The organism is Williamsia sp. Y853, assembly GCF_056786495.1.
In genome coordinates this window covers 1,706,812-1,727,632 of record NZ_JBXCJC010000001.1, presented here as the reverse complement: position 1 = coordinate 1,727,632, position 20,821 = coordinate 1,706,812, and the positions used below count along the sequence as shown (strand labels likewise).

Sequence of the window (20,821 nt, the reverse complement as noted above, 5' to 3'; positions counted from 1 at the left end):
AAGGAAATCAGGCCACCGGCCGCCGCCGACTCACCGATGGAACGAAGGCCGTCCGCGACAACCGCAATACCGCGGCAACCGCCCGGTCGCCCCTCACATCGAACAGTTCGCCGAACTGCGTTGCCAGGGTGGACAACTCGGCACTCTTCTTCGGCGAGATCGCGCCACATTCCGGCGACCCGTCGGCATAGAGAAAGGCCGGCGTGATCGGATGGACGGCCAAGCCCAGCGCCTGCGCGCGGATCCAGAGTTCCTGCATCGTCACCCCACCGCGCACGTACGCGTCGGCACTTCGCCCGTCGACCGTCACCACGGCAAGCGCAGAGGCGGTCATGATCCGCCCCTGTGCATCTGCGCCCAGTGCGGAACCGGCACCCCAGGCATCGAGGTGCGCCATCACGTCGGGACGCCGCAGCAGTGCCAGCAACGGAGCCTGCTGCGGCATGAGTGCCATATCGCCGACCTCGATCCCGGTGTCGGAGGAGGCTTCTGACGCAGCAACGATCTCTGCCATCATCTCGGACTGCAGGTCCGGATCCAGATACCGCAGACGTTCGGCCGCTCCGGCGATCACTCCGAATGCGGCGAGTGTCTCCTGATCCGTGATCAGGCGGGTCTGCGCCCCTTCGGGCAGTGGCTTCAACAGCGCTTCGACGACATCGTCGCCCAGCTCGCTGCGATCACCGAATCCCCGATTTGTCCGGCGATCGAGCATCGCCTGCAGAGGCGCGGCGCCATCGGCATCCACGACGCCATCGAACTCGAACCGAACCTGTAGTTGCGCACCCGACCCGGTGATCGCCGTCTTTCCGGCCACCCCTACGGCCGAAGCCGCGACCGTCATGTTGTGCAGCACCGCGCCCAGTGCCACCGCCGATGCCCGTCCACCGACATCCATCCTCGACGACAAGGGGTTCGATCGCGCCGTCACCCCGGTGTCGTCCGCATCAAATCGCCAGGGTTGTGCGTTGCCGAGTGAGGGCGCCCGAGATCCGGCGTACACCAACGCATCTCGAGCCTCGAGCGCCGCGAACTCGGCATGCACATCGACGTCGATCCGGGGCGCGGGCGCCGCAGCCAGGGCCGGTTCGGCCAGACCATCGAGGATGGAATCGAGGTCGACCCGGATGCGACCGGACGGTAGCGGTTCTCCCCGGACGATGCGCCGAACAGCTGCGGCGACGGTCGCACCACCGAGTGCGACATCCCCACCGAGTTGCGGCCACGCAGACAGGGTTCGGCCCATTTCGAACACCGAAGCCGCCATTCGCGAAGTCAGTCGGTCGCCGTCAAGAATCTGAAGTGCAAACGGTACTTTCTCCGCCGCCGACAACCCCGACAATGATGCCGCATTGAAATCGCCGAGCAAACCGTGGAACAACGGCCGATCGGGTTCCAGATCAAATCGTTCGACGTCGAGAACACCGCCGTCACTTGTTTCCATGATCACCGGAATCCCCAGTGCCCGCGCCCTATCCCGGACCAGTACTTTGGCGTCGAATGAGTCGCATTCTTCGATTACGATATCGAGGCCTGCCAAGAACTCATCGATGGTCGATTCCTGAACACCCTGTTGATGTACCTGGACATCGAGATAAGGATCGATCTCGGCTATGCGCCTGGCCGCGACCACAGCCTTGTTGAGGCCGATGTCAAAGACCGAACCCGGCACACGATTCAAATTCGACAATTCGATGTCGTCGAAATCTGTGAGCCGCAACTGGCCGCAGAGGCCTTCGAGTGCCAAGGTATGTGCGACTGCATGTCCGACGCTCAGCCCGACGACACCGACTCTCAACACACCGGCCCGGTCCTGCTCAGCGCTGGTCAACTTGTTGCGATTCCGATCCAGCCGTAGTCGTCGAAATCCGGCGGGGCCGAGCAGTCGAATTGCCTTCTTTCGCCAGGGATAGTAGATCCAGCGCGCCGGCTCATCGAGAATCTGATTGCCCAGCGGCGGGATCAATTCACCTGCTGCCGACAACTGGTCGGCCACCGAATCAAGGAAGTCAATTCCTGATGTGGCGCGCAGTTCCTCGAACCGGCTGTGCCCCTCCGGATTGCCGCCCTCGAAAACCTCAACGGTGGCCATGGATTCTTTAGCCTGATCGTTCACTACACCATCCTGTTTATAATCTCAACGCGAGGCCGAGATTGAAGCCTGTTCTCTCGACGGTATACGGGAGGCTGACATCCCACATCCCATGGGCCCAAGCGACATTCGGACAACTGAATTGGACATTCGATCAGAAGACTGTCCAAGCCCGAGCGCAAGACAAACCAAATGGGATGAATTCGGCGAGGGAGATTGACACACAGTGACATAACGGCCACAAACAAGCAACAATAAGCAAGGGGCAACAAAACGCTGAGAAATATTTGCTACCTGCAAGACCATCAACGATCCCACACCAACTATCCACGATAGTGAGATAGCAATAGCGCGCACAAGTGTGCAGGCCAGGAGACGCAATGACCACCGCATTCGCCCACGATCGTCGGACCGCACAGATCAGCACCGGAGCACGTGATTTCACCGCTCAGGTGATCGACGAGCAGACCGGGACGACACTGATCGTCGGCACGCCACACTCAGTTCCGGACGTATGGATCGAGTATCTCGACGGTGCTCGCGAAAGCTACGCCAAGTATGGCGCGGAGATGGCCCTCGAGTACGACGACGTCGTCCGCGGCAATTGCACAACTCTGTTCTACGCCGCCCTCGATCGCTCGGGAACGGTCATCGGAGGCGTGCGCGCCAAGGGGCCGTACGTCAACGCCCACCAGTCCCACGCACTGCTCGAATGGGCCGGTCAGCCAGGTCTCGAGATGGTCATCGACGCGATTGATTCGCGTCTGGAGGATGGTGTTGTCGAGATGAAGACGGCCTGGGCCGCCGACGGACCCGCCGCCGCGACCGTTGCCGGGATGCTTGCCCGGGTCGCCCTTCCCACAATGACCCTGACCGGCGCTCGCTACATCATGGCCACGGCTGCGGACCACGTGCTGCGTCGCTGGGAATCCTCGGGCGGCCGGGTCGCCGAAGACATCCCCGCCTCGCCGTACCCCGATGCCCGCTACCAGACCAGCCTCATGTGGTGGGACCGTGACCGGATCGCGATCGACGCCAAGCCGAGGGTGCTCGCCCACATGGTGCAGGACACTTCGATCCTCGCGGCCGGTGCCACTCAGAACGTCTGGTCGTCGACAAATGGCGTCGCGGCCTGAGACCGGGCGTCAGCGGCCCGCCGCCTGCGGACCAGGTCGAGATTCCCCACGCGGCGTTCGTCCGCGACAAACTCGATCTGAGGCTCGCTTGGAGGACCAGGAACCCAGACAATCGGCGCACATGTGCGCGAGATCACTTTATTGCGCCCGGCGTCTTTGGCTGCATACATGCACCGATCCGCCTGCCTGGTGAGGAAGTCGATCACGTCGTCGATGTTGGGGCGACCGGTCGTCGATCGGATCAGCGGTGCGTAGATTGCGCCGATACTGATCGTCACGCCGCATTCGGCGTGGATTCGGTGACGGATCTGTTCGGCGAGTTCGATGAGTTCTGCCGGGCTTGCCGACTCTGCCATCACCACGAATTCCTCGCCGCCGAACCGGCTTACCATCGACCGGCTGGGCACGGTCTTCTCGATGACGGCTGCCGCCGACACGAGCACGGAATCCCCGGCAGCATGACCATGGCTGTCGTTGACGATCTTGAAGTTGTCGAAGTCCATCATCATGAACCCGATCGATTGACGGGTTCTGACGATGCGCTCGAGGAGATCACTGTTTCGGTTCAACAATCCGCGACGGTTGAGCACCCCGGTCAGCGGGTCGGTATCGCCCAGCTTTGCGACCTTGAGGAGCACCGAACCCAATGACTGCCGGAGCGCGGCAACCATGAACACCGGCACGAAAACGGTGGTGACCGCGGCGCCTGTCGCGACGATGAGTGCCACCCCAGAGGTGGCGTTGATGGATGACAGTGCCACCGCCAGCACCATTGCGAGCAGTGTGAACGAGACCGTCACACGCCGCGACGAACCCATGGCAGCGATCGCCGGGATGGCGGCCAACAGTGCCACAATCGCTCGGGCAGCAGCCGGGTCCGTCACCAGATAGGCCGACCAGGCGACACCCAGCATTCCGCCGAATCCGAGTATTGCGAATTGGGTGTCGGACAACCGGCCGATATAAAGCGTGACAGCGAAAGTGAATGTGCTGAAAAGCCAGACCAGGACGAGGTATTTCATACCGCCGTCGATAATGAATTCCGGCTGTATGAACGCGAACAAAGGCAACGCGAAGGCGCCCGCCGTACTTATCAGTACCGCAGTCGATCGTGCGTCGAAACGCTCCGACACTTTGTTATCCACAGCGATCAGCTATCCGAATCCCCAGCACGGTGGCGACGCCGCCGGGCAGGTGCGCGAGACCCTGACCAGACGGGCGACGATGGTGAAACCTTCGAGGCGTGAAAATCCACTCAACGCCGGTTCCCGATTGGGAACAACCACACCCAGTCTAGACACGGGTTGGACATCCGGCCATCGGAGGTCGAAATCTGCTCGGGGCGGTAGTCTCAACGATTGAACGAGCGCGAGGTGTGCATTTGTAGGGATGCCGCTGCGCTGGACTGATCATCGGGAGTTGTGCATGTCAGCGTCAACCCCGCCACTGGAGCCATCGGTGGCAACCCGCGATGCCATTCGCGCCCTCATCTCAGATGTCGAATTCCCGTCCCTCGGAGTCGTCCTTGTTTCCATGGACCCGACCTGCCTGCTCGCGGCTGCGTTGGGCTGGCGCTTGGCCAGTAAACTCCGGCCCGCAGTGTCTGCCGAACTGAGCGCGATGTTCGGCGGCCATCCGGCTGTCTGGGAGGGACCGTACGACCACCTGATCCTGGTGTTCTTCAATGCCGACAAGGTCGATACCGAGACCGTCGAACGTCGACTCGCCGAGCGCATGTCACGTCAGGTGATGGTCGAGGGACAAGCTGTCTTCGTTCCGACCTGCCTCGGCATAGCGATTGCCTCCGAGGTGCCAACCGCGCGCGACGCCCCGGATCTGGTCCAAGCGGCAAGTGCTGCCGTCCACCATGCCATCCGCACCTCGTCGACGTCCTTCCGCGCAACGTCACAGTCCGTGGAATTGCTCAAGCATGAAGTGGCGGCGACCACCGAGTTGGCGAAGTCGATCGGCAGCGACTTCACCCTGCACTACCAACCGATCGTCGACCTGGCATCAAGGAAGCGTGTCGGGTTCGAGTCCCTGCTGAGATGGCGGGTGGGTGATGAGCTCCGACTCCCCGCCGACTTCCTCGACGCGGCAGAGGCCACGTCGTTGATCGTCCCGATCGGCCGCTGGGGCGTGAGCGTCGCACTCGAACAGTTGGCGCAGTGGCAGCGGGAATCAGGCGACACGGCTCTGTTCATGTCGGTGAACTTCTCGGCTCGCCAGCTTGTCGACCGCAGGCTGGTGCAGCATGTCGCCGATGCGATTGCGGCGACGGGTGTTCCGGCCAAGTCGGTGTGGGTAGAGGTGACCGAACGTAACCTGATCGAGGTCGGGTCCCCTGCGGCACAAACACTTCTGGAACTCGACGCGCTCGGGTGCACTGTCTGCGTCGACGACCTCGGGACCGGTTTCGCGGCACTGCGATACATGGTGGAACAGCCGGTGCAGGTGGTGAAGATCGACCGCTCCCTCGTTTCCAAGGTGGGTATCGTCGAGCCGTTGCGCAGCTTGGTCGGAGCGGTGTGCACATTGTCGGCGTCCCTCGGCATCCTCACTGTCGCCGAAGGTGTTGAGAGCGAAGACGAAGTACGCAAACTCCGCGAGCTCGGTTTCACCCATGCGCAAGGATTCCTGTTCGGCAAACCTGCAGCCGCAGGCGACATCCGGTTGTAACCGCCCGAGCCGTACCATCGGCCTTGACATGAGCGCCTTCGAAACCGGCCCGGTGCCGATCACCAACCCGACCGCCCTGACCCGGCGCCGTTTTCTGATCGCAAGTCCGGCGGCGGCAGCGCTGCTGATCTCCGCATGTTCGTCGTCCGATGCCGGAACACCGACCAGCGGCGACGACGACGACCTCAGCGTTCCGTCAACGTATGTTCTCTCGGATACCGACGCCGACCTGACCGGTTCGGACGACGCGACCGCGGCCCTGCAGTCGATTCTCGACACCACGCCGGCAGGCTGCGAGATCGTGATCCCCGGCGGGGCGGTGCTCCGATGTACCGCAGGCCTCGAACTTCCTGGTGGAAAACACCTTTCCGGCCCGGGCGAGCTGAAGTTCACCGATGGGATCGCACAGGCATCGGGACTGACCGTGACCGGGTCCGGATCCCGGATCCACCGACTGCGCATGACAAATCCCGGCCTGCTCGGGGCTCGATCGCAGACCGGCGAAAACCCGTTCGCCATCACGATCAAGGCCAACAACGTCGAGGTCTCCGAGTGCTTCATCGAGTCGTTCCAGAGCGGGATCGGCGTGGACCCCTACGGCGAGTGGTACTACACCCGAATCCTGAACAACCGCATCAAAGACGTACTTGGCGCCGGTGACGGTCCGGACGATCTCGAGTCGACGCTGGGTGAGGACCGGGGCGACGGAATCGTCACATGGGGTGCCGCCGCGACCATCATCGGCAACGAGGTCGACTGCCGGGCCGGATCCGATGCACGTATCGGAATCCACTGCGAGGCATTGAAAGACCGGGAGCAAGAGTCCGGACCGATGCCGAACTCGATCTATACGGTCGCGAACAACACCGTTCGGGGTCAGTTCCGCCGGGGCATCGTCGTCGAGGACATCACACAGGCCACGATCATCAACAACACTGTCGCCGACAGCACCTGGTGGGGTGTGGCGGTGATCCGCAGCAGCGAGGTCACCGTCGCCGACAACACAATTGAGGTCACCCGCGCCGACTCCGACCGACAGGGCGAGTCCTACGCGCCTCACCGGGCTGCGGTGATGTTGTACGGATCGACCACAATGACTGCGGTGGAGCGCAACTCGATCACCGTATCCGGTCACGCCGATTCGTACATCGCCATGTTCGGCGTCGACAACGTCGATGACCAGCCACGCAATTGTCACGCCACCGACAACACGGGCAACACGACCGCGGAGGGTGTCACCACCGTCGGTGGCAGCGTCACCCTTGGGGTGTCATGCCGATTCGAACGCAACACACTGACCGATTTTCAGGCCGACGGGATCACGTTCTGGCATACCACCGGTCCGGCAGCACGCCAGAATACGCTCTCCCGCAACGGAGACCGTTCCCATGCCGGCATCCAGTTCGAGAACAGCAACGACGAGTCGGCCGACACCATCACGGACGGAAACAGCATTTCGGGATTTGCCGACGGCATCCTCGATACGAACGCCACCACCGGACAGATCGCGCACCGCGGTAACCGTATCTCCCGATGCACCAACGGGATCAACCTGTTCGACCGCTCCGAGTCGACGGGATCGTTGGACGCCAACGAGTTCGTCGATGTCACGGTCCCGACCGTCAACGTCCCGGAAGGTGTCTCGGTCTCCTAGCCGTCGACGGCCTTCACCGGCTCGGCTTCTGTCGCAGGCTCAGCTTCTGTCACAGGCTCGCCTTCTGCCGCACGTTCGGAGGACCCGAAGAGGACCGCTGGGGCGATGCCATCCGGTGATTCGCTGTTGCTCTTCGGCTTTCGACGCCCACGGCCGACCGCCGGGATGAGAACCGAGCCGATCACCTTGGCCCGCACCTTCGCCAGCTGGTCAAGTGCATCCGTGAACTCCCCCACCCTGGTCCGACCACCCACACAGACGATGAGGGTTCCTTCGGCGCCGACCGCCAGGACCGACGCGATGTCACCTTCGGTGACCGGCGGGCCCTCGATGACCACGTGTTCGAACGACTTCTTGAGTTCGTCGAACATCTCCGTGGCGCGTGGGGACTTCAGCAACTCCGGTCCCGCACCGCTGCGTGGGCCGGTGCCGAGCACCAGGGGCCCAGGCACCAACTTTCCGAAGATCTTGTCATCAAGCGGATGGGAACCATCCAGCACCGAGCTGACCCCGGGCTCGGACACCTCCTCGCCGACATCAGACAGATCAGCTCTGACGAGTACCACAGAGCGCCCCGTTTTCGACAGTGCTGCAGCAAGATTCGATGCGACCACCGATTGCTCCGGCGACTTCGTCGGGCTCGTGACCAGAATGCTGGAGATCGGGATGTCCCCTGTCGCATAGGCGACGTTGGTCGACAAGACGTCGAAGGACTGCGCTGCAGCAGTGCCCCGCACTGGCAGGTACGGGAAACCGTCGACCGACTCCAAGCCCTTCGACGAGATCTCGGCGAGCACCGGCGGTGCACCCGGCACCATTGCCACGTCCACAGCGCTCCGCAGGCGATTGTCGAGTACGGCCCGCGTGATCACGACCGCTGTTGCGGCCACGATTCCGAAGATCAACGACCAGAACACATTCGCGATCAGATTGGGCGACACCTGCTCGCCGGTCTGGGCCGGGGTGACGATCCGCATTTGTGCCGGCTCGGATTTGCCCTGCTTGTCCGCGGTGGACATGAACCCGGCGAGCGACACCGCGACGCCATTGGCGAGCCTTTGAGCCAGGCCGGCATCGGTATCGCGCACCGCAACCTCGAGCAGCGTGGTTTCCGGTACGGCCAGTGCGGTGATCTCCTTGATCGCGTCGGCGACCGGCATGACGATCTGGGCGTCACGCAAGGCCGCGGTCACGATCTCGGTGGACGTGGCCAGTTCTGAATAGGTGGCGACGAGCCCCTGCAAGCCCTCGGGGGATTCACGCTCACCGCTCTGGTTCGCCACCGAACTGACATACAGGGTGGCGGTGGACTCGTACTCGGATTTCTGTGTGAGCGTGTATCCCACCCCCGCCAGTACCACCACAACCGTGATCGCCACGATCAGAATCCAACCGTTGCGGAGTGCGTTCGCACATAGCCTCAGCCAGTTGGCATCTCGTCGATCCGGGGTCCGGGATGTCATGTCTTTTGCTCCATGGTGGATTCGTGGTGTTCGATCGTCGAGTTGTCATGAGAAGCCGGCGAGCCTCGTGCGACCAGGCAGACCAGCAACACCAATGGCAATATCGGAACCTGATGCCGGAGCGCTGAACCGAAGTCGGGTTCGAATATCGCCTGCACCGTGACGAAGGCGAGCACGAATGCCATCGACCTTCTCACCAACACATTGATATCCGTCGAAGCTCCCTGCAAAACCCTCCCGACTCGGCTCAGCGACACGAAGAAGTATGCCCAGATGCCCGCGATCAGCATTGCGAGTCCGGCGTAGTAGGCCCCGCCGAGCAGCACCATCGGGATGGGTACGAACAGGAACGCAAAACTCGCGATCGCGTTGACGATGCCTCCGAGCGGATCGGCGATATCGGTGAACGAACCGATGGCGGTCATCGAATCCGGCCCCGCGCCGCGAGTGCTGTTCACCATCTCGCGATAGTGATCGACAGGCAGCCCGAGAAGGACGGCAAATGCCACCGCCAGCGCAACCAGCGACGCGACTCCCACTGCAACGCTGGAGATCACACGTATTCGGCGCCAATTCACGATCCGTAACGCCACGTATACAACCGCGATGATGACCCAATACTGTCGGAAGACCTGCGCATAGACCAGCATCGCGGCAACCAGAACCGCGTCGAAGACAACGCTGCTCGGCACCACGAGCACAAGGGCCGTGAACGGCAGAACGGTCAGTTCCTTGGAGTAGTACCCGATGTACACCGCTGCCAAGACAATTATCAGGCCGGCCAGAACGGCTTCCGGAAACCCGCCGGGATATCCCCTGGTGCGCACCAGACACACCAGCACCACAGCCGTTGCCGCCGCCAGCCCCAACAGAGAGGCCGCGGTCGCATGCGGACCAAGTCCCATGAAGTCGTACACCCGAGCGGTATTCGTGTACGAGGCATCTTCCCTGATGACGATCCGGCCGGTGGCGAGCTGCGCGATCACGTCGCCGTCATAGGAGAACTTGGGTGGAAGAATGACCGTCCGGTGCATGACGACGAAGACGCCGAACACAAAGGCGTAAGCAGTCGCCAGTGCCATGAACACATGGCGGTACCGCTGGTATCTGAAGCCGATACCCACCAGACCGGTTGTCGTAAACATGATTTCGCGAACGGATCCTACTCTTGACACCTACGCCCAGGGGTTTCATCTCGCGCTCCCCCGGGCACGATCGAACGGGCACGCGCCGAGTCGCGGCGCTTCTTTTCAAGACAATAGCTCAGATGTGCCCTTCCTGCGCATTGTGATTGCTCTCATTCTTCAATAGATCAATTACGTAGTATGGTCACTCCGGAATCTTCCAGCGGCGATTGAAGTGATAATGAAACTACTGATGACCGGCCATTTGGGATACCTCGGAACCGAGATGTCATCAATGCTGACCCAGCGCGGCCATGAGGTCTTCGGGCTGGACAACAACTACTTCGAAACCGGGAATTTCCTTGGGGCGCCTGACATTCTGCCCGTGGTGGCGAAGGATCTGCGGGACGTTACTCCGGATGATCTCGAAGGATTCGACGCGGTCATTCATTTAGCAGCCCTATCTAATGACCCTTTGTCAGACCTCAATCCAATTCTGACCTACACGATCAATTTAGATTCTTCCGTGCATTTAGCTAAGGCCGCGAAAACCGCCGGGGTGTCAAGATTCCTTTTCTCTTCTTCCTGCAGCCTCTACGGCAAGGGCGGTGACAGCGAGGTCGACGAGAACGCGGAGTTCAATCCCGTCACGCCCTACGGCGAATCCAAGATCCGGGTTGAGCAGGCGTTGATGGAACTTGCCGACGCCAACTTCTCCCCGGTCTATCTGCGCAACGCAACGGCATACGGACTCTCGCGACGCCTGCGGTGCGACATCGTGGTCAACAACCTCGTCGCTCACGCGGTGACCAGCGGCAAGGTCGTGATGGAAAGCGACGGCACACCACACCGCCCGCTTGTCCACGTACTCGATATCGCCCACGCCTTCGCCTGTGTCCTCGACGCACCTCGCGAGGCAATTCACAACGAGGCCTTCAACGTCGGTCGAGTCGGCGAAAACTACCAGGTCAGGGATATCGCAAATCTTGTCGCCCGCGTGGTCCCCGATTGCGTCGTGAGTCTCGGCGAAGGCGCCGCACCAGACATTCGTGACTACAAGGTCGACTTCTCGAAAATCGAACGGAACCTGCCCGGTTACGCCCCGCAATGGACGGTGCCGCGCGGCATCGAAGAGTTGTACAACGCGTATTCGGGTGCGATGACAGACGAACTCTTCAACGGACCCAGGTACTTCCGGCTACGGACCATCAAACAATTGCTCGACGCAGGCGCGTTGGACATCGATCTACGCAGCGTTGTGACGATATGAGTGGGACCGACCACGAAGTAGGCCGCGCATTGCACGACTTCTCCAAGCGCATCCCGGTCGCCGGTCCGTGGGTCACCGAACTAGAGGCCAAGTTCGTCGCGGACGCGGCACTGCACGACTGGTACGGAAACGCCGGCCAGTCCGTCGGGTTGTTCGAAACAGAGTTCGCGGCCCACCTCGGTGCACGCCACGCGCTGGCCGTCCCACATGCGACCTCGGCACTTCACCTGGCGATGGTTGCACTCGATCTCGGCCCCGGCGATGAGGTGATCGTTCCCGAGACCACCTTTGTGGCAACCGCGGCCCCGATCACCTACACCGGCGCAACCCCGGTATTCGCCGACATCGACCCCGACACCTGGTGCATGTCAGCCGATTCGTTGAGAGCGCGCCTGAGCCCGCGGACCAAGGCCATCGTCACCGTCGACCTGTACGGGGACGTCCCGGACATGTCGGCGATCCGCGAGCTCGCGGGCGACATCCCTGTCATCGAAGACGCCGCACAGGCGATCGGCGCGAGGCATCACGGCATTCCGGCCGGGATGCTCGGCGACATGGGTGTGTTCAGTTTCCACGGAACCAAGACACTGACCTCGGGCGAGGGCGGCATCGTGGTCACCGACCGTACCGACCTGCACGAGAGGATGGCCCAGCTCCGCAATCTGGGACGGCGGCCCGGCGCGCACGCACAACTGGTATCCGACATCCCGGGATTCAAGTACCAGATGAGCAGCTTGCAGGCTGCTTTCGGCCGAGCCCAATTGCAGCGCGTCGACGAACTGGTTGCGAAGAAGCGGCAGCTGTTCGGTTGGTACCGCGACAGACTCGCCGATCTCGACGGCGTCCAACTCAACGCGCAGAGCGCAGGCAGCGTCAACACATACTGGATGACAAACATCGTCGTGGACAAGGCGTTTGGCACCTCGACCCGGCAGATGATGGCGTACTTCGACGACAACGGTGTCGATACGCGCCCCTTCTTCCCGCCGCTCAGCTCGTTGCAGGCGTTTTCGAACTACCCGGACCAGGTCCGCACCGCACGTGCCACCAACTCGGTGGCCTACGACATCGCACAACGCTCGATCAATCTGCCCTCGGCTCTGATGCTGGAAGAACAGCACGTCGACCGGGTCGTGGGGTTGCTGCGGAGTTTTTTGCACACAGAAAAGGACAACCGATGAAGGCTGTCATCTTTGCAGGTGGTCGCGGGACCCGCATCAGCGAGGAATCGCAGACCCGACCCAAGCCCATGGTCGAGATCGCAGGCCAGCCGATCTTGTGGCACATCATGAAAATCTATGGCGCAGCCGACATCACCGAGTTCGTGGTGCTACTCGGTTACAAGGGCTACATGATCAAGGAGTACTTCGCGAACTACTTCTTGCACACCTCTGATGTGACCATCGACCTGGCGACCGACACGATCACCACGCTGCAGTCGAAGGCAGAGCCGTGGAAGGTCACCCTCCTCGACACCGGCCTGGACACCCAGACCGGCGGCCGGCTGCTGCGGGCGAGAGAACACATCGGCGACGAGACGTTCTCCTTCACCTATGGCGACGGGGTCGCCGATCTCGATGTCCGCAAGGTCGTCGATTTCCACAAGAACAACAACACGATCGCCACGGTCACCGCCGTGCAGCCTCCCGGCCGCTACGGAACCCTGGAGATCGGAGACCGTGGCGCAACCACTTTCAGCGAAAAACCCCTTGGCAGCAGCGGCTGGGTCAACGGCGGGTTCTTTGTGGCCGAACCGGAGATCCTCGACTACATCGAGGACGGGGACCCGACGATCTTCGAACGCAAGCCGATGGAACGCCTCTCCGCCGACGGCCAGTTGTCGTCCTACCGGCACGATGGCTTCTGGCTCGGCATGGACACCATGTGGGACAAGATCAACCTCAATCAGATGTGGGATTCGGGCAACGCTCCCTGGAAGATCTGGTCGTGATGAACACCGGGGCACCGTGATGAGTTCTCTACGGGTGCTGCATGTGATCAGCGAGATGGGTGTTGGCGGAGCCGAATCCGTGGTCGCCGAGTTGGTCTCAGGCGGCGATCAGGTGGGATGGGAATCCGCTGTTGCCTCCGGTGGTGGTCAACGTGCCGACCTGTTGGCCGACGCAGGCGTGCCGCAATTCTTCGTCGAACCGCCCCGACGCTCGCTTGGCGGCCTGGTGAAGGCGAGAAACCATGCCGCCAAGGCGATTTCCGATTATCAGCCGGACGCGATCATCGCCCACAATGTGTCGGCAAGCGCACTGACCCGGCTGGCTCAGCGCCAGGTTCCGGTGCTCTCGATCTTTCACGGTGTCGCCGACGACGACTATCACCGTTCGGCCCGGATCCTGGCTGCGACCGCGGACCACATCGTCACCGTGTCCGAGGCGATCGCCACCAGGCTTCAGTCCGTTGCCGGCCGGCGAAAGTTGCCGCTCAGCGTGATCCGCAACGCCATCACCGACATGCCCCGCCCGGACCGTGCGCTCTGCCGCACAGAACTCGGCATCCCGGCCGACAGACCGGTGGCGCTGTGCCTGGCGAGGATGGAACCGCAGAAGCGGCACGACGTTCTCCTCGACGCCTGGGCCCAACTGTCCGGCGAGGAGTTGCTGATACTCGCCTCGGACGGGTCACTGCGGCCCGAACTCGAATCCCAGGCCCAGCGCCTGGAACTGGGCGATCGAGTGCGCTTTTTCGGCAGTGGTGTGCGGTCGGATGTCCCCAAGCTCCTTGCAGCGTGCGACATCTCGGTACTGACCAGCGACTGGGAGGGACTGCCGATCTCCATCCTGGAGTCGCTGTCGGCCGGCCGGCCGGTGGTGGCCACCGATGTCGACGGACTCCGCGAGATCCTGGGCACCGGCGGCGGGCGACTCGTCTGTGCCCAGGATGTCGACGCGATCGCCGATGCCTTCCGAGAACTGTTGCACGACGAATCGGCCCGCGCGCTCGAAGCCGACCTCGGAATGGAGACCATACGGAGCAGGTACAACCCCGGCCTGATGATGGAGAGCTACGATGCGCTGCTACGCCATCTCGTCCACGGGTAGTCCTCCGCCAATTCATCCGAATCCATCGGCAGGACAAGGCTAATGAAGATCATGCATGTGTCACAGCCGGTGGATGCCGGCGTTGCAGCGGTTGTCTCGGCCCTGCTTGCCGACCAGATGTCCCGCGGTTGGTCGCCGATGTTGGCCTGCCCACCCATCGGCCCGCTCCCCGAACGCGCCGCGCAACTGGGTGTGCCCGTTCATCCCTGGCCTGCGACCCGCTCACCCGGGCCGTCGATTGTCGCCGAGACCAGGCGCCTGCACGCTGTGTTCCGCGCCGCCGAACCTGATGTGGTCCACCTTCACAGTTCCAAGGCAGGACTGGCAGGCAGGCTCGCTCTGCGAGGTAGTGTGCCGACGATCTTCCAGCCACACCTGTGGTCGTTCCAGGCGGTGGACTCCCCCGTCACCCGGTTGGCGCGCGGCTGGGAGCGCCTCGGTGCACGGTGGGCTCATCGCCTGTTGTGTGTCAGCGACGACGAACACCGCATCGGTATATCGGCGGGAATCGACGGGAACTACGCCGTCATCGCCAATGGTGTTGACACCGAGGTGGTTCGGCCGGCATCGGATATCGAGTCCCTTCGCGCGACGCTCGAGCTGTCCGGCGGACCGCTGGCGGTCTGCGTGGGTCGTCTGGCCCGGCAGAAGGGTCAGGACATGTTGTTGGAGGCATGGCAGGATGTGGTCCCGACTCACCCGACCGCCATGCTGGTGATGGTCGGCGACGGTCCGCTGGCACAACAATTACGCGAGAGCGCCCACGGCAGACACCCGTCGGTGCGATGGATGGGTAGCCGCGACAACCCGACTGCGTACATGTCGGTCGCCGACGTTGTGGTGGTTCCGTCCCGGGTAGAGGGTATGGCGTTGGTTCCCATGGAGGCGATGGCGGCCGGCACCGCCGTCGTCGCCTTTGACTGCGGCGGAATGAAACAATCTGTGGGTGGGGCCGGAACCGTACTCCCGATCGGCGACATCAACGGCCTCGGGGCCGAGATCCGCAAGCGTTTCGACAATCCCGACCTGACCAGATCCGAAGGTCTGGCCGGACGGGCACGGATCGAGCGATCGTTCGACCACCGGCAATCATCACGTGCGGTGGCAGAGCTGGCACAATCACTCGTTTCCGGGCAGAAAGTCGAGGGACGATGAGCACCACCGACATCTCGGTGAGCACCACCATGGTCCAACTCGGTTCGGGAACCCTTCGACGCACCGACACCACGTTGGTCATGTTGGACCTTGTTGCGATCACCGCCTTCATGACACTGTGGTCGAATTCGTTCAAGGTCACACTTGTCGCCGCACTCATCGTCACCCTGTTCATCGAGTTCACCGGCGGATACGCTCGGGCGATCACGCTCTCTGCGCTCGACGATTTCCCGAGACTGACCGTCACGGTGTCCATCGCAGTCCTGACCGGCCTGGTCATCTTTGATCACGAGTCCACAACGCTGTGGGCCTTGTTCACCGCCGGATTCCTGACGGTCATCTTGTTTTCCATCCGGCTCATCTATTACTGGATGCGGCGCAGTCGTCGGCGCAGGCGACCGAGTGCACGAAGCCGCACCGCCATCGTGGGCAGCGGAACGGTCGCCTCGGTACTCGTGGAGAGTATGACCCGACAGCCAGAACTCGGGCTCGAGCCGGTGGTGGTCATCGACGCCGAACCCATGTTCGACACCGACCGGTTCCAGATCCCGGTCGTCTCCGATGTCCCGCTCGCCGAGCTCGTCAGGCGCGAGCAAATCGGCACGATCATCGTGTCGTTCCGGAATCGTCCCGATTCCTCACTCGTCGCAGACCTGCGCGCATGTGACGAAATGGACTGCGAGATCTACATCGTTCCAAGGCTTTTCGAGTTCCTGCACCTGACCCCGGGGATGGACCGGATCCACACGATCCCGATCATCAGGGCACGGCGCAACGCCCAGCGGGCGTTCTACTGGTATTGCAAACGGTTGCTCGACCTGTGCCTGACGGTGCCCGCACTCATCTTCCTGTCGCCGATACTCGCGGTCACCGCTTGCGGCGTCTACCTCTCCGACAGGTCGGCACCTGTCATCTTCCGCCAGGAGCGCGTCGGCAGGCACGGAAAGACGTTCACCCTCTTGAAGTTCCGGTCGATGAGGCCGGTCTCCACCCATACCTCGGATACCGACTGGACGCCCGGCCAGAACGAGCGCATGGGCAGGTTGGGCCGCTTTCTCCGGCAGACGTCTCTTGATGAATTACCCCAGTTGTGGAATGTGGTCCGGGGGGACATGTCGCTGGTCGGCCCCCGTCCCGAGCGCCCACATTTCGTGGCACAGTTCAGCGATTCGGTGTACTCGTACACCGACAGGCACCGGGTCACCGTCGGACTCACCGGGTGGGCTGCGATCAATGGGCTCCGCGGGGACACCAACATCAACGACCGGGCGCTCTACGACAACTTCTACATCGAGAACTGGTCGGTCTGGCTCGACATCAAGATCATCATCCTGACTGTTCGTGCGGTGTTGCATCGGACGGGTTCGTAGCGGCCAGAATGCAGATCCTCTCGCGCATCAAGAATCTCCGCTCCGTAGGAGTGGGATTTCTGGCGCAAGGAATGACGTTGGTGTCCGGCGTTCTTCCGGCATTCTTCGGCCTCGACGATGTCTTGGTGTTCATCCTTGTCGTGGTTGCGTGCTCGACGATCACGGCCGGTGTTTCCACACTGGCCATCGGTTACCGCTTGCCCACTGCACATCTCGGTGAACGTCGATCACAGAGTCTCGTGCGCTCGGCACTGCTCTGCACCGGAGCGCTCGGCCTCGGGATACTGCTGACCGGAGTGATCGTCTATTCGGTCAACCATTCCGCAGGCACCGTCGTCGCCTGTGTGGCCATCGTTTTGGTTGCTCAGGCGTCATATCTCATCGCGCAGGCAGTCCTGGTGGCAGCGGACTGCTATCCCGAGTTCATGGTCATGCGCTTCACCTATGCCTGCATTCTGCTGACCGGGAACGTACTGCTGTGCCTGGCCTCCGGCAACGAGTTCAGCTTCATCGTCTGCATCGCGGCAGCGTACGGACTGGCGGCGGCAATTGCATTGCTGCGCACAAAGATCAGGCGCATGGCGTTCACCCGGATACCCTACGGCCTCGGCTCGATCGGCCATGACATCCACAGCGGCGGCGCCTTGATCACCGGACAGTTCTTCAACGGCCTGTCGATGCAGTCCGGTGCTCTCGCCGCCGGGACACTGGGCAGCTTTGCACCCGCCTGGGCGTTGGCCACCCGTGTCACCAACGGCTTTCAGACGATCGCCGGGCAGATCCTGACGCCGGCCATCGATACCACGGTCGCCAGAGGGATTCGTGAGCAGTCACGGACGACGGTCCGATCCGGGACGCGCAACGGATTGTTGTTCGGTTCCGCGCTCGGCCTCGGATGCCTCGTCGCCAGTGTTGTCGCAGTGCTGATCACCGGCATACTCCCCGATTCGGGGACGTCGGGCGATCTGTGGGCTTTCTTCGCCGCGACCGCCGTCTACAACTGCCTCAACATCGTGATCATCCCGATCGACCGGATCCTCCCGTTCCTCGGGCGCACTCGCTTCCGGATGATGTGGGACATCTTCCGCGCGGCGACGATGGTGCCGTCGATCATCTTCCTGCACGGCGACGCGATGCTGGTCGCACTGACGGTTATCTCCGGTATCGCCTTCACGATCTACGTCGGCGAGACGTGGAGCATGGTGTGGCGCTACCGATCACACAAGATGCCCCGCAGCCCCTGGCGGATTCCCGGGATAGGCAGGCAACGCCGCGCTGGCAAGCGTTTGGCGAGAGGTAAGACGGCCGACGAGATGGCCACGGAGGCGATCACGATCGAACTCGACATGTCGGTGGCCACTTTGTTCCACACCCGCCGCCAGTACGGCGACATCGAGATGAGCAGCGGCACAACAACTGAACTCAGGGCCTTGCGCGAGCAGAACGCCGACCTCCGACGACGCCTGGCCGAAGCAGAACTGCGCGCCGACGGGCACCGCTACGAATCCGGGTCGTTGATCAAACGAGTTCGGTGATCACGCCCTGTCATTGGGCGATAGGGCCAGTTACTGATCCGCGGGGTTCAGGGCGTCGAAGTCGACTGTGTGACCGCCGCCCTTGGTCCGGGCGTGATACATCGCGGTGTCGGCAGCGCTGATGATGTCCTCGGCGCTGCGCCGATCACCCGGCCGGATACGTGCCATCCCCACACTCGCCCGGAGCCGGACCTGCGTGCCATCGATCTCTGACGGCTCGGTCAGCAGGACGTGGACGAAGTCCGAGACATCTTCGACGTCTTCTTCGTCGACATCGCGCAGGACCGCGATGAACTCGGCCCCGACCACCCGCCCGATCAGATGCGGTTCGGGCAACTCGTCGCGCAAGCGCTCGGCCGTCATCGCAAGTGCCCTGTCGCCGCCCAGATGTCCCAGGGAGTCGTTCAGTTGCCGCAGTTTGTCGAAGTTGATCACCATGACCACATCGACCTTGGGGCGATCCATTGAACGGACGGTCCCCAGCAGTTCGTTGATGTACCGGATCACGTATTTCAGGTTGGGTAGCCCGGTCAGCGCGTCGCGTTCCCCATCGATCGCAAGACGCTCGCGCATGGTCCGCAATTCGGTGACGTCGTTGAACGACACGATCACCAGCGACTCCGGCTCCTCGGGGTGCAGCAGGGTGGCACTGCAGTCGAGCCAGACGCGCTTGCCGTCGATGCGGTCGACGCCGAGAGTGATCCCCGAGACGGGCCCGCCGGTGGCGATGGCACGTTGGTTCGGGAAATCGCCTGCAACCAGGCGCGCGCCGCAATCGCTGCGGAACGTCACGGAGCAGGACTCGTTGAACTCGAGTTTTGACCGCCTGCCGGAGAGCTCCAGAACCCGGTCCGCGGCCGCGTTGGCGGCCTCGACTTTGCCCTCGGGGGTCACCACAACCAGACCACCGACGAGGGAATCCATCACCGTCGCCAATGACCGGGCATCCCAACCCGACCAGTCCTGCCGCACTCCGGCCCCCGTTTCGATCAACCGCATCCTGCTTCCCCTGACTGTCCCAACCCCGTAAGTATGATCCTTACGATCACACAATTCTCCGATGTTCGCGCAGCAATTGCGGTATGCATGGTGGATTGGGGCGATATTTCGCGCGCGCTTTGGATGATCAGGATGCTCTGGGCTGTGATTCGCCGTCACCGGTGCGGCCACCGGCATCTTCGGCAAGGTCGCGCAGGCGAACTGCGCGACCAACAGCGATTGCTACCACAATCGACACGACAAGCCAGGCGATCACCGCTACAGTGACCCAGAACACGATCATGGCGACTATTCTGCCAAGCGAACCTGAGAAAACCCTCTATTCGGGTGATTCAGGCAGGCTTGGGCCACGATCGGCGCGTGCGCGATTCCAGTAGGGCGATCAGAGCCGCTTCAGCGCCATGGACGCAAGTGGTACCGCGATCAGAAGAAGCACGCAGATGGAGATCAGCGAGTAAGCCTGCGGGTTCTCCGACGCCCACGTCACGGGGTTCGGTAACAGCGGGTTCACCGTCACCGGATTACCGAAGCATTCACGCAGGCTCTGCGCCACCGAGGTGACCGGGTTCCAGTTGGCGATCTCACGCAACGGTGCAGGCAGCGTGGACGCGGGAACGAAGGCCGACGAGACGAACGTCAACGGGAACAGGATCGTCAGCAACAAACTCTGCGCGGCCTCCGCGGATCCGGCCACCAAGCCCACGACCGCGCCGACCCAGGACAGTGCAAAGCCGAAAAACAGTGCGATGGCATACCCGGCGAGGGCCTCCCACAGACTGGTGTCGATCCGCCAGCCGATCACGAAACCTGCCACCGACATCACCACCAGCCCGACGATGTTGACCGAAATGTCGGAGATGGTCCGTCCGACGACAACGGCCAGGCGTGACATCGGCAGCGCCCGGAAGCGGTCGATCATGCCGTCCTTCAAGTCTGTCGCCAATCCCAACGCCGTGAACCCGGCGTTGAAGGCGACCGTCTGCGTCATGATCCCGCCGATCAGGAACTCCCGGTAGCGGTCGCCGCCGAGCGCCTCACCGAGCACGTAGGAGAACAACAGCACAAACATCAACGGCTGCAGCACGACGCCGAGGATCATCTGCCAGTTCCGCAGGATGGTCCGGATGTTCCGGACCGCGACGACCTCACAGTCGATCAGGAAGGTCCCCACGTTGTGCGATCGCGGGCCGACCAACGACTGAGAGAAAGGCCGGGACTGCGAGAAAGGCTGGGATTCGGACAGGGGCTTCGTTTCAGTCACGGGCTTCGTTTCAGTCGCGGGCTGCAGGTC

The 20,821-nt window shown here is 62.4% G+C and carries 17 protein-coding genes; 10 read left to right on the top strand and 7 right to left on the bottom strand.

What is annotated here, in order from left to right:
• Nucleotides 1-7 precede the first annotated feature (7 nt).
• Nucleotides 8-2,116, bottom strand: coding sequence for an Rv1355c family protein (locus tag AC1TPF_RS08015; RefSeq protein WP_482143417.1), 2,109 nt, complete (start codon nt 2,114-2,116; stop codon nt 8-10).
• Nucleotides 2,117-2,472: 356 nt separating this feature from the next.
• Here AC1TPF_RS08015 and AC1TPF_RS08010 point away from each other — a divergent pair, with 356 nt between their 5' ends.
• Nucleotides 2,473-3,228, top strand: coding sequence for a hypothetical protein (locus AC1TPF_RS08010; RefSeq protein WP_482135646.1), 756 nt, complete (start codon nt 2,473-2,475; stop codon nt 3,226-3,228).
• Here the strand turns inward: AC1TPF_RS08010 and AC1TPF_RS08005 are convergent.
• Nucleotides 3,189-4,361: a GGDEF domain-containing protein gene (locus tag AC1TPF_RS08005; protein ID WP_482143415.1), complete on the bottom strand. Its 1,173-nt coding sequence runs from the start codon at nt 4,359-4,361 to the stop codon at nt 3,189-3,191. The two genes, AC1TPF_RS08010 and AC1TPF_RS08005, sit on opposite strands and share 40 nt — an antisense overlap.
• Nucleotides 4,362-4,653: 292 nt before the next feature.
• Here AC1TPF_RS08005 and AC1TPF_RS08000 point away from each other — a divergent pair, with 292 nt between their 5' ends.
• A complete protein-coding gene (locus tag AC1TPF_RS08000; protein ID WP_482135648.1) occupies nt 4,654-5,907 on the top strand; it encodes an EAL domain-containing protein in 1,254 nt (417 codons plus the stop codon).
• A 28-nt stretch (nt 5,908-5,935) separates the two neighbouring features.
• Complete coding sequence (locus AC1TPF_RS07995; protein ID WP_482143413.1) at nt 5,936-7,561, top strand: NosD domain-containing protein; 1,626 nt, start codon at nt 5,936-5,938, stop codon at nt 7,559-7,561.
• Here AC1TPF_RS07995 and AC1TPF_RS07990 read toward each other — a convergent pair.
• Complete coding sequence (locus AC1TPF_RS07990; RefSeq protein ID WP_482143411.1) at nt 7,558-9,024, bottom strand: tyrosine-protein kinase domain-containing protein; 1,467 nt, start codon at nt 9,022-9,024, stop codon at nt 7,558-7,560. The genes AC1TPF_RS07995 and AC1TPF_RS07990 overlap by 4 nt on opposite strands.
• Entirely contained in the window at nt 9,021-10,169 is a 1,149-nt protein-coding gene (locus tag AC1TPF_RS07985) for a hypothetical protein (RefSeq protein ID WP_482143409.1), read from the bottom strand. Before AC1TPF_RS07985 ends, AC1TPF_RS07990 begins: the two co-directional genes overlap by 4 nt.
• 220 nt (nt 10,170-10,389) lie before the next feature.
• Here AC1TPF_RS07985 and AC1TPF_RS07980 point away from each other — a divergent pair, with 220 nt between their 5' ends.
• From AC1TPF_RS07980 to AC1TPF_RS07950, 7 genes are all read left to right on the top strand, one after another.
• Entirely contained in the window at nt 10,390-11,418 is a 1,029-nt protein-coding gene (locus tag AC1TPF_RS07980; protein ID WP_482143408.1) for an NAD-dependent epimerase/dehydratase family protein, read from the top strand.
• Nucleotides 11,415-12,599, top strand: coding sequence for a DegT/DnrJ/EryC1/StrS family aminotransferase (locus AC1TPF_RS07975; RefSeq protein WP_482143406.1), 1,185 nt, complete (start codon nt 11,415-11,417; stop codon nt 12,597-12,599). The genes AC1TPF_RS07980 and AC1TPF_RS07975 overlap by 4 nt, the downstream gene beginning before the upstream one ends.
• On the top strand, nt 12,596-13,369 hold the full coding sequence (gene rfbF, locus AC1TPF_RS07970) for a glucose-1-phosphate cytidylyltransferase (protein ID WP_482135654.1): 774 nt from the start codon (nt 12,596-12,598) through the stop codon (nt 13,367-13,369). The genes AC1TPF_RS07975 and rfbF overlap by 4 nt, the downstream gene beginning before the upstream one ends.
• A gap of 19 nt (nt 13,370-13,388) precedes the next feature.
• Nucleotides 13,389-14,471, top strand: a complete 1,083-nt coding sequence (locus AC1TPF_RS07965) for a glycosyltransferase (RefSeq protein ID WP_482143405.1) — start codon at nt 13,389-13,391, stop codon at nt 14,469-14,471.
• A gap of 42 nt (nt 14,472-14,513) precedes the next feature.
• Complete coding sequence (locus tag AC1TPF_RS07960; RefSeq protein WP_482143403.1) at nt 14,514-15,626, top strand: glycosyltransferase; 1,113 nt, start codon at nt 14,514-14,516, stop codon at nt 15,624-15,626.
• Nucleotides 15,623-16,996 carry a sugar transferase gene (locus AC1TPF_RS07955; protein ID WP_482143402.1) on the top strand — a complete coding sequence of 458 codons (1,374 nt, stop codon included), beginning with the start codon at nt 15,623-15,625 and terminating at the stop codon, nt 16,994-16,996. The genes AC1TPF_RS07960 and AC1TPF_RS07955 overlap by 4 nt, the downstream gene beginning before the upstream one ends.
• Nucleotides 16,997-17,076: 80 nt before the next feature.
• Nucleotides 17,077-18,531: a hypothetical protein gene (locus tag AC1TPF_RS07950; RefSeq protein WP_482143401.1), complete on the top strand. Its 1,455-nt coding sequence runs from the start codon at nt 17,077-17,079 to the stop codon at nt 18,529-18,531.
• A gap of 30 nt (nt 18,532-18,561) precedes the next feature.
• Here the strand turns inward: AC1TPF_RS07950 and AC1TPF_RS07945 are convergent, their stop codons facing one another.
• The 3 genes from AC1TPF_RS07945 to AC1TPF_RS07935 all read right to left on the bottom strand — a co-directional run bounded on the left by AC1TPF_RS07945 (nt 18,562) and on the right by AC1TPF_RS07935 (nt 20,791).
• Nucleotides 18,562-19,530 carry a GGDEF domain-containing protein gene (locus tag AC1TPF_RS07945; protein ID WP_482135659.1) on the bottom strand — a complete coding sequence of 323 codons (969 nt, stop codon included), beginning with the start codon at nt 19,528-19,530 and terminating at the stop codon, nt 18,562-18,564.
• 127 nt (nt 19,531-19,657) lie between these two features.
• Complete coding sequence (locus AC1TPF_RS07940) at nt 19,658-19,813, bottom strand: hypothetical protein (RefSeq protein WP_482143399.1); 156 nt, start codon at nt 19,811-19,813, stop codon at nt 19,658-19,660.
• 99 nt (nt 19,814-19,912) lie between these two features.
• Complete coding sequence (locus AC1TPF_RS07935) at nt 19,913-20,791, bottom strand: ABC transporter permease (RefSeq protein ID WP_482143397.1); 879 nt, start codon at nt 20,789-20,791, stop codon at nt 19,913-19,915.
• Between the last annotated feature and the right edge of the window lie 30 nt (nt 20,792-20,821).